We start from the raw sequence: 13779 nt of genomic DNA, 5'->3' as shown, positions 1-13779 counted from the left end.
GTCGCACGTGGCCCTGACGTGGCGCGCCGTCGTGCTGACGGCGCTCGGGATCGTCCCCGTGCTGCTGTTCCCCGTGCCGGGGACGGTGCTCGTGTGGACGCTGCTGGTCGTCGCGCTGTGCGTGCTCGACGCGTCGCTCGCGGCGTCCCCGCGGCGCGTGGCCGTCGAGCGCCGCGTCCCGGGCTCCGTCCGGCTCACCGACACGACGACGTCGCGCCTCACCCTGACCAACCTCGCACCGCGGCGGCTGCGCGCGCTCGTCCGGGACGCGTGGCCGCCGTCGGCCGGGACCCAGGTCAACCGGCACCCGGTCGACCTGCCACCCGGCGAGGCCGCGCGCGTCACCACCGTCCTCGTGCCGACACGGCGCGGCGAGCGCGTCGCCGACCGGGTCACGATCCGCTCGTTCGGCCCGCTGCGCCTCGCCGCGCGCCAGGCCTCGATCACCGTGCCCGGCCGGTTGCGCGTGCTCCCCGAGTTCGCGTCCCGCCGCCACCTCCCGAGCCGGCTCGCGCGCCTGCGCGAGATGGACGGCCGGGCGGCGGTCCAGGTGCGCGGCGAGGGCACCGAGTTCGACTCGCTGCGCGAGTACGTCCTCGGGGACGACGTCCGCTCGATCGACTGGCGCGCGTCCGCCCGCGGTCGGGACATGGTCGTGCGCACGTGGCGTCCGGAGCGCGACCGGCGCGTGCTCGTCGTCGTCGACACGTCGCGCACGTCCGCGACCCGCGTCGGCGACGAGCCGCGCCTCGACGCGAGCATCGAGGCCGCGCTCCTGCTCGCCGCGCTCGCCGGGCGCGCCGGGGACCGCGTCGAGCTCATCGCGTACGACCGCACCGTGCGCTCGCGCGTCGCCGGCGCCGCCGGCCCGCGCCTCATGCCCGCCATGGCGGACGCGCTCGCCCCGCTCGAGCCCGCCCTGCTCGAGACCGACTGGCCGGGGCTCGTCGGCGCGGTCCACGAACGCCTGTCCCAGCGCGCGCTCGTCGTGCTCCTGTCCACCCTCGACGCCGCCGCCGTCGAGACCGGGCTGCTCCCCGTCGTCGGGCAGCTCACGGCCAAGCACCAGGTCGTGCTCGCCGCGGCCGGCGACCCCGAGGTCGTCGCCCTGCGCGACGACCGCACCGGCACCGCCGAGGTGTACGACGCCGCCGCCGCGGCACGCGGGGAGATCGAACGCGCCGCCGTGACGACCGTCCTGCGCCAGCGCGGCGTCGAGGTCGTCGACGCCCTCCCCGACGACCTCGCCCCCCGCCTCGCCGACACCTACCTCGCCCTCAAGGCCGCCGGCCGCCTCTGACGTCCGGGCCGATGCCCGGTCAGCCGACCGTGACGTAGAACCTCCGGTCACGAGATAGAGCTCCGCGCGTTCTACCTCGCGACCGGCGGTTCTACCTCGGCGGACGAGGACGCTGCCTCAGGGGCGAGGTAGGGTCGTGCGGGTATTTCCACCGAGCTCAGGAGAACCCCCGTGGCCTGGCAGCCGACCGATCCCCGACAGCGCGCACGGCGCAACCGTCGCGTCGCGATGATCGTCGTGGCGGCGCTCCTCGCGACCTTCCTCATCCCCGCGCTCGCGATCGTGCTGTCCTGACGCGCCGATGGCGGACGGGCGGTTCGGGCCGCGGCTGAGCCACGACGACCTCAACCGTGCGCTGCTCGCGCGCCAGCACCTCGACGCCCCGCGCGCGGCGTCGGTGCTGGACGAGGTGCGGCACCTCGTCGGGCTCCAGTCGCAGGTGCCGTCGTCGCCGTACCCCGCCCTGTGGTCGCGGCTCGCGGCGTTCGCGCCCGACGACCTGGGCTCGCTGCTCACCAGCCGTGACGTCGTGCGCGTGGGCGCGCTGCGCGGCACGGTGCACCTGGTCGCCGCGGACGACGCGCTGGCGCTCACCGCACTGGTGCGGCCGACGCTCGCCGCGTACCTGCGGGCGAAGAACCAGCACGGCGCGGCCCTCGCGGACGTGGACCTCGACGACCTCGAGGAGGTCGCGCGCGACCTGCTCGACGAGCCGCTGACCTCGGTCGAGCTCGGCAGGCGGCTCGCGGAGCGGTGGCCCGACGTCGACCCCAAGCACCTCGCGTACGGGGCGCGCTGCCTGCTGCCGCTGGTCCAGGTGCCGCCGCGCGGGCTCTGGGGAGCGAGCGGGCCGGGCACCACGACCACGTGGACGACGGTGCAGGCCTGGCTGGGCCGGTCCGACCCGGTCCTCGACGCGGTCGCGCACGACACGGACCCCGACGCCGTCCTCGCGACCCGCGTCGGGCTCGTGCGGCGCTACCTGGCGGCGTTCGGCCCGGCCTCCGTGGTCGACGCGCAGCGGTGGGCGGGGCTGACGCGGCTCAAGGCCGCGTTCGACGTGCTGCGTCCCGAGCTCGTGACGTTCACCGGCCCGGACGGCAAGGAGCTCTTCGACCTCCCCGACGCGCCTCGCCCGCCGGGCGACGCGCCCGTGCCGACGGTCCTCGCGGGCGACTTCGACAACCTCGTCCTCGCGCACGACGACCGGACGCGGGTGCTCGGCGACGTCCCGGTCAAGAGCGTCGTGAGCATCAACGGCCAGGTCGCGGCGACCGTGCTCGTCGACGGACGCGTGGCCGGGGCGTGGACGGCGCGCCCGACGGCCACGGCCAGCCCGCCCACCCCCGCCCGGCCGACGACCGAGGCGACGTCGCCCGACGCGCCTGCGGACGACGTCGTGCACGTCGAGGTGCGCCCGCTGCGCGGCCCCGCGGGTGACGTGACCCGGGACGGCACGGCTGCCGACGGAGCGGGCGACGCCGACGGCCGCCGCTCCCCCGCGGACCGGCTCCGCGAGCCCGGCGTGCGCGACGCGGTCGTCGCGCGAGCCGAGGACTGGGTCCGGTGCGCGTGGCCGGGCGCGCGGGCGCGCGTCGTCGTGCACGACTGAGCGGCTCCTACGAACCGAGCCCGAGTGCCGGGAAGACGTTCAGGCCGCGACCGGGACGACGTCGCCCGCGTGGTCGGCGGTGAGGTCGCCGGTCTCGCCGGCGGCCACGGCACGACGACCGAGCACGATCGTGTAGACCCAGAACCCGGCGAGCGCGATGGCGCCGATGACGATCTTGAGCCACCACGGCATGGCCGAGCCCGTGACGAAGCCCTCGATGACGCCGGAGATCGCGAGCGCGATGACGAGCCCGATCGCGACCGTGACGAGCGCGCGGCCCTCCTGGGCGAGGGCGCGCGAGCGCGGGAGCGGACCCGGGTCGACCCAGGCCCAGAAGATCCGCAGGCCTGCGGCACCGGCGACGAACACGGACATGAGCTCGAGCAGGCCGTGCGGCGCGATGAGCTGGAGGAAGAGCCCGAGCTCCCCGTGCGCGGCCATCATGCCACCGGTCGACCCGATGGCCACGGCGTTGGAGAACAGCACGTACGCGGGGAAGATCCCCGTGATGCCCAGCCCGATGCACTGTGCCGCGATCCAGGCGTTGTTGGTCCAGACGACGGTCGCGAAGTCGAGCCCGGGGTCGTAGTACGAGGCGAACGCCTCGTTCACGTAGTTCTCCTGGACGCTCGGCGGGCCCATCGACGCGAGGCCCTCGGGCGTCGTCGCGACCCAGGTCCCGGCGACGAGCGCGACCACGAGGCACGCGACCGTCACACCGACCGACCACCACCGGATCCGGTACAGGGCGGCAGGGAGGGACACCGTGAGGAACCGCACCACGTCGCGCCACGCGGGCTCGTGCGCCCCCGCGATGCGCGTCCGGGCCTTGCCGAGGAGCACGGACAGGCGCGAGATGAGCACGGGGTCCGGCGCGACGGACCGGACGGTCGACAGGTGGGTCGCGACGGCCTGGTACAACCGGACCAGCTCGTCCGCCTCGGCGCCGTCGAGCGTGCGCCGCGAGGTGAGGGTCTCCAGGCGGTCCCACTGCGCGCGGTGCACGTCGGTGAAGGCGTCGAGGTCCACGACCGATACCCTGCCACACGGGGCGTGCCGCCGGTGCGCCGACCGGCGCGCGGGCGCGGACCCGTGACGGAACGAGGGCGAGGAGCAGCGTGCGGGACGGCATCCTGATCGGCGAGGGCGTGGTCCTCGACGCGCGACCGGCGTCGTTCGTCACGCGTGGCCTCGCGCTCTTCCTCGACATGCTGACGCTCTTCGTCGCGCTGTTCGCGCTGCTCTTCGCGACGTCGGGCTCGCTCGAGCTGGTCGACCCGGACTTCGCCCCGGCCATCGGCATCGCGCTCGCCGTCCTCGTCATGGTCGTGATCCCCACGACCGTCGAGACGCTCTCGCGCGGCCGCTCGCTCGGCAAGCTGGCGCTGGGCATCCGGGTCGTGCGCGACGACGGCGGTCCGGTCCGCTTCCGGCACGCCTTCCTGCGCGCCCTGGTCGGCATCGGCGAGATCTGGCTGACGCTCGGCTCCGTCGCGCTCGTCGCGTCGCTGACGAACGACAAGGGCAAGCGCCTCGGCGACATGGCGGCGGGGACGTACGCGATCCGGGTGCGGGGCGGGCGGCCGACGCTCGCGCCGCTCGTCATGCCCCCGTACCTCGCCGCGTGGGCGTCCCACGCCGACATGCGCCGCCTGCCCGACGGCCTCGCGCTCGCGGCGCGACAGTTCCTGGCCCGCGCGGGCAAGCTGCACCCGGCGTCGCGGGCCCGACTGGGGCAGGAGCTCGCGGGGCAGGTCGAGCGGTACGTCGCGCCCGGCCCGCCGCCCGGCACGCACCCGGAGACGTTCCTCCTGGCGGTGCTCGCCGAGCGGCGCGACCGGGACTGGGCGACGGCGCAGCGCGCGCAGGCGCTCGCCGGGGAGCAGGCGGAGCTGCTGCACCGGCTCCCCTACTCGATCCCTGACCCCACGCGCTGACGCCGCGCCGCGCGCCGCACGGGACGCGCGTCCTCGAACCGGCCGACGACGCGGGAGATGCCCAGGAGCACGAGCGCGAAGGCGCCGAACCAGACCGGGCGGCTCGCCCACCAGTCGGCGCTGCCCGGTGCCGGGAGCTGCTGACCGAGCACCACGAGCACCGTCCCGACGACGACGATCATCGCCGTGAGGTGCCACAGGTAGACGGTCATCGACCGTCGGGCGAGGCCCGCGACGACCGTCCGGCCGCGCCCGTCCGCCCAGCGCACGAGCGGCCCTCGGGCGGCGAGCGCGAGCGCGACGAGCGCGACCGCGTGCAGGACGACCGGCGCCGTCGGCGGGCCGAGGTTCGACATCGCGTCTCCCGGCATGCCGATGAGCGAGACCGGGTAAGGCCCGACGACGACGAGCAGGGCCGCGAGCGCCGCCGCCGCGAGCCCGACCCCGACGAGCACGAGCGGCCGCGGGAGGACGGCGACGGGCACCACGCGCCCCCTTCGCACGACCCGGGTCCCCGAGCGCGCGTCGGCGTACAGGAGCCCGACTCGCGTAGGGGACGGCCCAGACGAGCACGACGTCGACGAGCGCGAGGCGCTCCAGCCCGGCGCCGAACCGGAGCGCCTCGACGGCGAGCGGCGCGGCGGCGAGCGCCCCCACGGTCCACCAGCCCGCGGCGTGCAGCGCGCGGCGCAGGAGCGGCGTGAGCACGACGAGGCCGAGGTACACCGCGAGGAACCACAGGAGCTGCGGTGCGAGCGTCGCGAGCGAGCGCACGGCGTCCCCGTGCAGTCCCGCGGCGAGCAGCACCCCGATCGCGACGACCCACGCCCCGACGAACACCCCGACGGGCCGCAGCAGCCGGGGCACGCGCCGCCCGGCGAGCCGTGCACCGGCCGCGAGGTCGGCGAGGACGCTCGGGCGGGCCACCACCCGACCGGCACCCGCCGGCCGGGACGAGCGACCGCCGTCGGGCCCGCGCCGCAGCCCGTACGCGGCCGAGGCGCCGGCAGCGAAGAACAGGAGCGCGAGCACCTGGAGCACCCAGGTGACGGTCCAGCCGGCGCCGTGCGCGAGGGCGTTGCCGATGCGCAGGTGCTCGCCGTCCCACGTCGCGTCCGCCATGAGCCAGTGCACCGTGAGGACGCTGAGCGTCGCGAGGGCCCGCACGGCGTCGACGAACACGTCGCGCCGCGGTCGGCGGGGGCCGTCCGGCGCGGTGCCAGGCGCCCGCGCGGTGCCCGACGACGGTCGGTCCCGGTGGGGCTGCGCCCCGCCCGGGGGCGACGGTCGGGCGGGTGCGGGTCGCGCGCGGGACGGCGCGCGGGTCGGGGACGGCGGCGGCGACAGGACGGCCACGGGATGCTCCAAGATCGGCGTGCCCGGGAGGGTCCCCGGTGCTCACCAGTCTCGAAACATCCTGTTCGTCCCGGTACGGGACGGTCCCCCGAGCCTCTCGCGGCGGACCACCCGGTCCGACGGGGGTTGTCCCCCGGCCCGCTCAGACCTTGAGGTAGCGCAGCACGGCGAGCACGCGGCGGTGGTCGCCCGCGTCCTGGGGCAGGCCGAGCTTGCCGAAGATCGACGTGACGTTCTTCTCGACCGCGCCGTAGGAGAGGAACAGCGCCTCCGCGATCGCGGAGTTCGAGCGCCCCTGCGCCATGAGCTCCAGGACCTCGGTCTCGCGCGGCGTGAGGCGTGCCAGCCCGTCGTCGGACCGCGAGGCGCCCATGAGCTGGCTCACGACCTCGGGGTCGAGCACGGTCTGCCCGGCCGCGATGCGCGTGAGCGCGTCGACGAACTCGCCGACGTCGGCGACGCGGTCCTTGAGCAGGTACCCGACGCCGCGCGCGCCCCCGGTGAGCAGCTCGCTCGCGAACCGCGTCTCGACGTACTGCGAGAACAGGAGCACGCCCAGGTCGGGGTACTCGGCGCGCAGCGCGAGGGCGGCGCGCAGGCCCTCGTCGGTGAACGTCGGGGGCATGCGGATGTCGACGACCGCGACGTCGGGCAGCGCGTCCTCGGCCGCGAGGCGGGCGACCCGCGCGACGAGCTCGTCGCCGTCAGCGACCGCCGCCACGACCTCGTGGCCACGGCGCGTGACGAGCGCGACGAGCCCGTCGCGCAGGATGGCGGAGTCCTCGGCGATGGCGAGCCGCATGGTGTCCTTCCGGTCGGGCGGGCCGTGCGACGGCCCCGGCGGGCGGGATGCCCCGGGGACATCGTGCCCGACGCCGTCCGCACGGACCGACAGGACACGGTCGTCCGTGCGCACGTCAGACCCGCACGGGGAGGAGGACCGTGACGACCGTCGGTCCGCCGACCGGGCTCGTGAGCTCGAACGTGCCGTCCACGGAGCGCACGCGCTCCGCGAGGCCCGCGAGGCCGGACCGCTGGCCGTCGGACCCGGGCTGCACGACGCGCGCGCCACCCTGGCCGTCGTCGCGCACCCGCAGGCGCAGCCGCGCGCCGCGACCGCCCCCCTGCCGCTCGACGAGCACGTACACGCCCGTCGCCCGCGCGTGCTTGACCGCGTTCGTCACGAGCTCGGCGACGCAGAAGTACGCGATCGACTCCACGGCCGGCGCGAGCCGACCGGACGCCTCGACGGCGGGGTCGACGTCGACCGTGACCGGGAGCGGCGAGCGCGCCGCGAGCGTCTCCAGGGCGACGGCGAGCCCGTTGTCGAGCGCCGGCGGGTGGATGCCGCGCGCGAGCTCGCGGAGCTCGACGAGCGCCTCCTTGGTCGACGAGTGCGCGAGGTCCACGAGCTCGAGCGCCTCGTCCGGGTCGCCGCCCGCGGCGAGCTGCTCCTTGGCCTCCCCGAGCTGCATCGCGACGGCGACCAGGCGGGCCTGCGTCCCGTCGTGCAGGTCGCGCTCGATGCGCCGCAGCTTCGCGTCGGCGTCCTCGACGGTGCGGCCGCGCGACTCCTCGAGGTCGGCGACGCGCAGGCTCGAGAGGGTCGGGCCGAGCAGCGCGACGGTGAGCGCGCGGAAGAGCTGCGCGAATCCCCGCGTGATCTGCGCCCAGAGCCAGAGGAAGAGCAGGCCGACGACCACGAGGCCGAGCTGCCGCACCGGGGTGTCGACGAACCAGTCCGCGCCGAACGACGCACCGCGGTGCCACGACCCGTCGCTCGCCTGCTGGAGCGGGAGCCAGCGCGACCAGATCCAGTGCGTCGTCCCGCCGAGCCCGACGGCGAGGAAGACGGTGCTCACCACGAAGGACACGATCGCGAGGGGGAACGTGACGAGGAGGAAGAGCACGGCCCGCCAGCCGGTCCCGTCGCCGATGCCGCTCCACAGCGTGCTCCAGAACCCGCGGCGCCGGACGTACGGCGCGGGGGCGGCGACGTCGATGCCGAGCGCCGAGCGCGCCAGGGAGCGGTACATCGAGCCCCAACCGCGCCCGCCGACCACGACCCAGCCGGCGACGACGAGGCCGATGACCGGAACCAGCATCGCCACGAGGAAGACCACCGCGAACAGCCCGTAGGTGAAGGCGAACGGGGCGAGCAGGAGCACGAGCCACAGGTACCCGTACGCGCGCCACGTCTGGCGGTGGAACGGCGCGCTCGCGAACGCGACCCGCTCACGGTGGTCGACGTACCGCGGGTCGGGCTGCGTGCCGGCGAACGTCGTCGCGTCCGTCACCGTCGCGGACGTCGCGGCGGCACCCGTCGCGGACGCGTCCGGAGTCGGCAGGAGGCCATGCGCGGGTCCCGCGGTCGGGGTGCCCGACGTCGGGTCGCCCGCGGGCACGACGCTCGGCTGGTCAGGGGTCACGGCAGTCATGCTGCCAGTCTGGGCGAGCCGCGGTCACGACGACAGGGTGGCCGCCGCCGCGCCGGGGTGGGGACAACCCCCGTGTCCCGGCGCGACGCGGGTCAGTGCAGGAGGTACTTGACGGCGATGACCACGCCCGCGAACGCGGCGGCGAGCAGGGTCTCCCCGACGAGGCGGCGGCCCCGGGCGCCCGCCCGGTAGGCGGCGAGGAAGCCGACGACGCCGAGGAGGAGCACGGTGAACCACACCGCGACCAGCGCCGCGTTCTCCACGTCGAGCCCGAACGCGGAGGCGAGCAGGTAGACCAGCATCCCGGGGACCGCACCGAGCAGCACCCCGACGTTGAGCCGGAGAGCCGTGAGGGTGCGGTCCCACAGGGAGTGCCCGCTGTCGTGGAAGCGCCCGCTGACCGCGTCCACGTAGCAGTGCGCGAGCCAGTACCCGACGGCGACGAGGCCCGTCGCGACGACCACCCGGTCGCCCGTCGGGGCGTGCACGCTCGACACCGCCATGACGAACCCTGCGACGATCGCGCCGTAGAGCAGGTCGTGGGGGGGCTCGCGCTCCCACCGGTCGCCGACCCGGTGCCACAGCGGCCGGACGCCCGGGGGCGGCCCCTCCGGCTCGCCGTCGACCGGCGGACCGGCCTGTCCCGCCGTGCCCCCGCCCGTCGAGGGCGAGGGCACGGCGGAGCGACGCTCGTCGGGCGACAGGTCCATGCGGCCTCCTCGTGGCGCGGGTGGTCGCCCGCGCTCAGTAGCGGTAGTGCTCGGGCTTGTACGGCCCCTCGACGGGGACGCCGAGGTAGTCGGCCTGTGACGGCGAGAGCTCGGTGAGCCGCACGCCGAGCGCGTCGAGGTGCAGGCGGGCCACCTTCTCGTCCAGCACCTTGGGCAGGCGGTAGACCTGGCGCGCGTACGACCGCTCGCGACCCTCGCGCTCGGCCCGCGTCGCGTCCTGGAACAGCTCGATCTGACCGATCACCTGGTTGGAGAACGAGTTGCTCATGACGAACGACGGGTGGCCGGTCGCGTTGCCGAGGTTGAGCAGGCGCCCCTCGGACAGCACGACGATCGAGCGCCCCGCCGGCTGACCGTCCGGCCCGGGCTCGGCGAACGTCCACTCGTGCACCTGCGCCTTGATCTCGGTGCGGGAGACGCCCGACACCTCGGCGAGACCCGCCATGTCGATCTCGTTGTCGAAGTGACCGATGTTGCCGACGACGGCCTTGTCCTTCATCGCGACGAGGTGCTCGGCGCGGATCACGTCCTTGTTGCCCGTGGTCGTGATGAAGAAGTCGGCCTCGCCGAGCACGTCCTCGATCCGGGCGACCTGGTAGCCGTCCATCGCGGCCTGGAGCGCGCAGATCGGGTCGACCTCGGACACGATGACGCGCGCGCCCTGCCCGCGGAACGCCTCGGCCGCGCCCTTGCCGACGTCGCCGTACCCCGCGACGAACGCGACCTTGCCGCCCATGAGGACGTCGGTCGCGCGGTTGATGCCGTCGGGCAGCGAGTGGCGGATGCCGTACTTGTTGTCGAACTTCGACTTGGTGACCGAGTCGTTGACGTTGATCGCCGGGAAGAGCAGCTCGCCGGCCTCGGCGAGCTGGTAGAGGCGGTGGACGCCCGTCGTCGTCTCCTCGGTGACACCCTGGAGCGCCTGGGCGATCGTCGTCCAGCGCAGGGGGTCCGCCTCGAGCGCGCGGCGCAGCACGGCGCGCACGACGTTCATCTCGTGCGTGTGGTCCGGCTCGCCCGGCAGCGTGTCCGGCGGGACGACGCCTGCTCGCTCGTACTGGAGGCCGAGGTGGACGAGCATCGTCGCGTCGCCGCCGTCGTCGAGGACGAGGTTCGGCGACTCGTCCCCGGGCCACACGAGGATCTGCTCCGTGCAGTCCCAGTACTCCTCGAGGCTCTCGCCCTTCCACGCGAAGACGGGCACGCCCTGCGGGTGCTCGGGCGTCCCGTGCGGCCCGACGACGACGGCGGCCGCGGCCTCGTCCTGCGTGGAGAAGATGTTGCAGCTCGCCCAACGCACCTGCGCCCCGAGCGCGACGAGCGTCTCGATGAGGACGGCGGTCTGCACGGTCATGTGGAGCGACCCGGCGATCCGTGCCCCGGCGAGCGGCTGCGACTCCCCGTACTCGGCGCGCAGCGCCATGAGTCCCGGCATCTCGTGCTCGGCGAGGCGGAGCTGGTGACGGCCCGCCTCGGCGAGGGACAGGTCGCGGACCTTGTAGCGGCCGGGGACCTCGTCGAAGCCGGGGGTGGCCCCCGGGGTGCCGGTCGTCGGGGCTGGCGCTGTGGTGGACATGGTTCTCCTGTGCGTTCTCGGTGCCGGAAGGGCCGGTGGTACCGGCCGGTCCGGTGGTCGGCCGGTGGCTGCGCTGGGGGCTCCCGTCCGCGCCGGACGGGACCGCGGCCCGCCCGGTCCCAGCCTACCGACGACGGTGCCGACCGGCCCCGGCGACGGGGACACCCGGCGCGGGTCACACCGTTCGTCCGGCGCGCGCGCCCGGGCGCGCGCGTAACACGAATGCTTGACCATCTCAAGATCACAAAGGGATAACGATCCGTGATCCTCCGTCCTCCGCGCGGTTCCAACGATGTTCGGTCAAGAAACGTCCTGGAATGGTCCCCGGAGGCAGCCTCCTGGGTAGAAGTTGAACCTCGAATCAGGCAGGGTGCTGGAGTACCGATTGACGTCGGACCAGCATGTGGCCCGCTGCGCGCCGAGCGCGGAGGTCGCCCCCGGGCGCCCGACCGCGACGCGATCAGGGGCCACGTGCCGCGCTCCCGAGACGCCGCCGCCGGACCCCCCTCTGGCGCCGTCCTCGCGCGGGGCGTGCCGGTCCCCCGCACGGAAGGTGGCGAGACCCGCCCGCATGACTGCCCCCAGCATCACCCCGCCAGACAGCACCACCGCAGTACCCGAGCAGACCGAGCCGAGCACGACAGCGGCCGACGTCGCCGTCTCCGTCCGCGACGTCTACAAGGTCTTCGGGCGCCGGCCCGTCGAGGCCATCCGGCGCCTCGAGCAGGGCGCGTCCCGCGACGACGTCAAGTCGCTCGGGACCGCCGCGGTCATCGACGCGTCCTTCGAGGTCCGCCGCGGCGAGATCTTCGTCGTCATGGGCCTCTCCGGCTCCGGCAAGTCCACGCTCATCCGGATGCTCAACGGCCTGTGGAAGCCGACGTCCGGCCACGTGGTGGTCGGCGGTACCGACCTCGCGGCCACCGACGCCAAGCAGCTGCGCGCCCTGCGCCGCAGCAGCGTGAGCATGGTCTTCCAGCACTTCGCGCTGCTCCCCCACCGCACCGTGCTCGACAACGCCGCCTATCCGCTCGAGATCCAGGGCGTCGGCAAGGCCGAGCGCCGCGAGAAGGCCCGCACCGCCCTCGACCTCGTCGGGCTCGGCGGCTGGGAGGACTCGCTCCCGTCGCAGCTCTCGGGCGGCATGCGCCAGCGCGTCGGCCTCGCCCGCGCGCTGGCCGCCGACACCGACGTCCTGCTCATGGACGAGGCGTTCAGCGCGCTCGACCCGCTCATCCGGCGCGAGATGCAGGAGCAGCTCCTCGACCTCCAGCAGCGCCTCGGCAAGACGATCGTGTTCATCACGCACGACCTCAACGAGGCCATGCACCTCGGCGACCGGATCGCCGTCATGCGCGACGGGCGGATCGTCCAGATCGGCACGGCCGAGCAGATCCTCTCCGACCCGGCCAACGACTACGTCGCCCAGTTCGTCGCCGACGTCGACCGCACGCGCGTCCTCACCGCGTCGTCCGTCATGGTGCGCCCCGCGGTCGTCGTCCCCGTGAGCGGCGGGCCGCGCCAGGCGAGCCGCGCCATGCGCGAGGCGCAGGTCTCGGCCGCGTACGTCGTCGACCGCCAGCGCGTGCTGCACGGCGTCGTGCGCGACGACGACGCCGTCGCCGCGCTCAAGGCCGGCAAGGAGTCCATCGGGGACCTCGTGCACGACGGCGTCGCGCCCGTCTCCCCGGACACGCCGCTCGCGGAGATCTTCGCCCCCGCGGCCGAGTCCTCGCTCCCCGTGCCCGTGACCGACGCCGAGGGCCGCCTCGTCGGCGTCGTCCCGCGCGTCACGCTGCTCGAGGCCATGGTCCCGCCGGACCAGCCGCGCACCGGCGAGATCGACCTCGGCGCGCCGGCCGGGCAGGACGGGACCGCGGCGGACGCCGCCGTGGACTCCGACCTGACGACCGAGGGAGGTGCCGCGTGAACGACACCCTCGTCCCCCGCATCCCGCTCGGCGAGTGGGTCGACACGTTCGTCGACTGGATGACGACGACGTTCCGGCCGCTCTTCCGCTTCGTCAAGGACGTGCTCGTGGGCATCTACGACGGGCTGGACACCATCCTGTCGAGCCCGCCGTTCTGGGTCGTCGCGCTCGCGCTCGCCGCCCTCGCGCTCCTCGCCAAGGGCTGGAAGCTCGCGCTCGGGTCGCTCGTCGGGTTCGTCGTCATCGCCGGCGTCGACCAGTGGGACAACGCGATGGACACCCTCGCGCTCGTCCTGCTCTCCGCGGTCCTGGCGCTCGTCGTCGCGATCCCGCTCGGCATCTGGGCCGCGCGGAACGACCGCGTCTCCACGGTCGTGCGCCCGGTCCTCGACTTCATGCAGACCATGCCGGCGTTCGTCTACCTCATCCCGACCGTCGTCATCTTCCTCACCGGCCCCGTCCCGGGCATCATCGCGACGATCATCTTCGCCATGGCGCCCGGCGTCCGGTTCACCGAGCTCGGCATCCGGCAGGTGGACAAGGAGGTCGTCGAGGCGGGCCAGGCGTTCGGCTCGACCCCGGGGCGCATCCTGCGCCAGATCCAGCTCCCGCTCGCGCTCCCGACCATCATGGCCGGCGTCAACCAGGTCATCATGCTGTCGCTCTCCATGGTCGTCATCGCGGGCATGGTCGGCGCCGGCGGCCTCGGCAACGACGTCGTCGCCGCGCTCCAGCGCGTCAACGTCGCGCTCGGCTTCGAGGCCGGTCTGGCAGTCGTCATCCTCGCGATGTTCCTCGACCGCGTGACCTCGGCCCTCGGCGACCGCGCGCCCGTCTCGCGCGCCCTCGCCGCCGCGCGCGTCTGAGCGCGTCCCGCACCGTGCCCGGCCGCAGCGCCG

12 protein-coding genes are annotated in these 13779 nt (G+C 74.7%); 6 read left to right on the top strand and 6 right to left on the bottom strand.

Annotated features, from left to right (window positions below; genetic code table 11):
* The first annotated feature begins 7 nt into the window (after positions 1-7).
* The 3 genes from FB00_RS06870 (at position 8) to FB00_RS06860 (ending at position 2912) form a co-directional block, all read left to right on the top strand.
* A complete protein-coding gene (locus tag FB00_RS06870) occupies positions 8-1300 on the top strand; it encodes a DUF58 domain-containing protein (protein WP_047232132.1) in 1293 nt (430 codons plus the stop codon).
* A gap of 171 nt (positions 1301-1471) precedes the next feature.
* The gene (locus FB00_RS22965) at positions 1472-1594 is read left to right on the top strand and encodes a hypothetical protein (RefSeq protein WP_255318720.1); all 123 of its coding nucleotides are present in this window, start codon (positions 1472-1474) and stop codon (positions 1592-1594) included.
* Between the two features lie 7 nt (positions 1595-1601).
* Positions 1602-2912, top strand: coding sequence for a winged helix DNA-binding domain-containing protein (locus tag FB00_RS06860; protein WP_052877511.1), 1311 nt, complete (start codon positions 1602-1604; stop codon positions 2910-2912).
* A gap of 39 nt (positions 2913-2951) precedes the next feature.
* On the opposite strand, the gene FB00_RS06855 is transcribed toward FB00_RS06860, so the two are convergent.
* Complete coding sequence (locus FB00_RS06855; RefSeq protein ID WP_047232130.1) at positions 2952-3941, bottom strand: stage II sporulation protein M; 990 nt, start codon at positions 3939-3941, stop codon at positions 2952-2954.
* 89 nt (positions 3942-4030) lie between these two features.
* On the opposite strand from FB00_RS06855, the gene FB00_RS06850 reads away from it, so the two are divergent.
* Entirely contained in the window at positions 4031-4849 is an 819-nt protein-coding gene (locus FB00_RS06850) for an RDD family protein (protein ID WP_047232129.1), read from the top strand.
* On the opposite strand, the gene FB00_RS22665 is transcribed toward FB00_RS06850, so the two are convergent.
* The 5 genes from FB00_RS22665 to ahcY form a co-directional block, all read right to left on the bottom strand.
* Positions 4822-5334 carry an acyltransferase family protein gene (locus FB00_RS22665; RefSeq protein ID WP_231581752.1) on the bottom strand — a complete coding sequence of 171 codons (513 nt, stop codon included), beginning with the start codon at positions 5332-5334 and terminating at the stop codon, positions 4822-4824. The two genes, FB00_RS06850 and FB00_RS22665, sit on opposite strands and share 28 nt — an antisense overlap.
* Before the next feature lie 1013 nt (positions 5335-6347).
* Entirely contained in the window at positions 6348-7007 is a 660-nt protein-coding gene (locus FB00_RS06840; protein ID WP_047232210.1) for a response regulator transcription factor, read from the bottom strand.
* A gap of 115 nt (positions 7008-7122) precedes the next feature.
* A complete protein-coding gene (locus FB00_RS06835) occupies positions 7123-8643 on the bottom strand; it encodes a sensor histidine kinase (protein ID WP_082141077.1) in 1521 nt (506 codons plus the stop codon).
* Positions 8644-8735: 92 nt separating this feature from the next.
* Positions 8736-9353, bottom strand: coding sequence for a hypothetical protein (locus FB00_RS06830; RefSeq protein ID WP_047232128.1), 618 nt, complete (start codon positions 9351-9353; stop codon positions 8736-8738).
* 34 nt (positions 9354-9387) lie between these two features.
* Entirely contained in the window at positions 9388-10950 is a 1563-nt protein-coding gene (ahcY, locus tag FB00_RS06825) for an adenosylhomocysteinase (RefSeq protein WP_082141076.1), read from the bottom strand.
* Positions 10951-11521: 571 nt separating this feature from the next.
* Here ahcY and FB00_RS06820 point away from each other — a divergent pair.
* A complete protein-coding gene (locus FB00_RS06820) occupies positions 11522-12880 on the top strand; it encodes a quaternary amine ABC transporter ATP-binding protein (RefSeq protein WP_052877509.1) in 1359 nt (452 codons plus the stop codon).
* Positions 12877-13746: an ABC transporter permease gene (locus FB00_RS06815; protein ID WP_047232127.1), complete on the top strand. Its 870-nt coding sequence runs from the start codon at positions 12877-12879 to the stop codon at positions 13744-13746. The genes FB00_RS06820 and FB00_RS06815 overlap by 4 nt, the downstream gene beginning before the upstream one ends.
* Positions 13747-13779 lie beyond the last annotated feature (33 nt).

The sequence above is a fragment of the Cellulosimicrobium funkei genome (genome assembly GCF_001019615.1).
Lineage (GTDB): Bacteria > Actinomycetota > Actinomycetes > Actinomycetales > Cellulomonadaceae > Cellulosimicrobium > Cellulosimicrobium cellulans_E.
The sequence above is the reverse complement of the archived record's forward strand: the minus strand, read 5'-3'. Positions and strand labels throughout refer to the sequence as shown.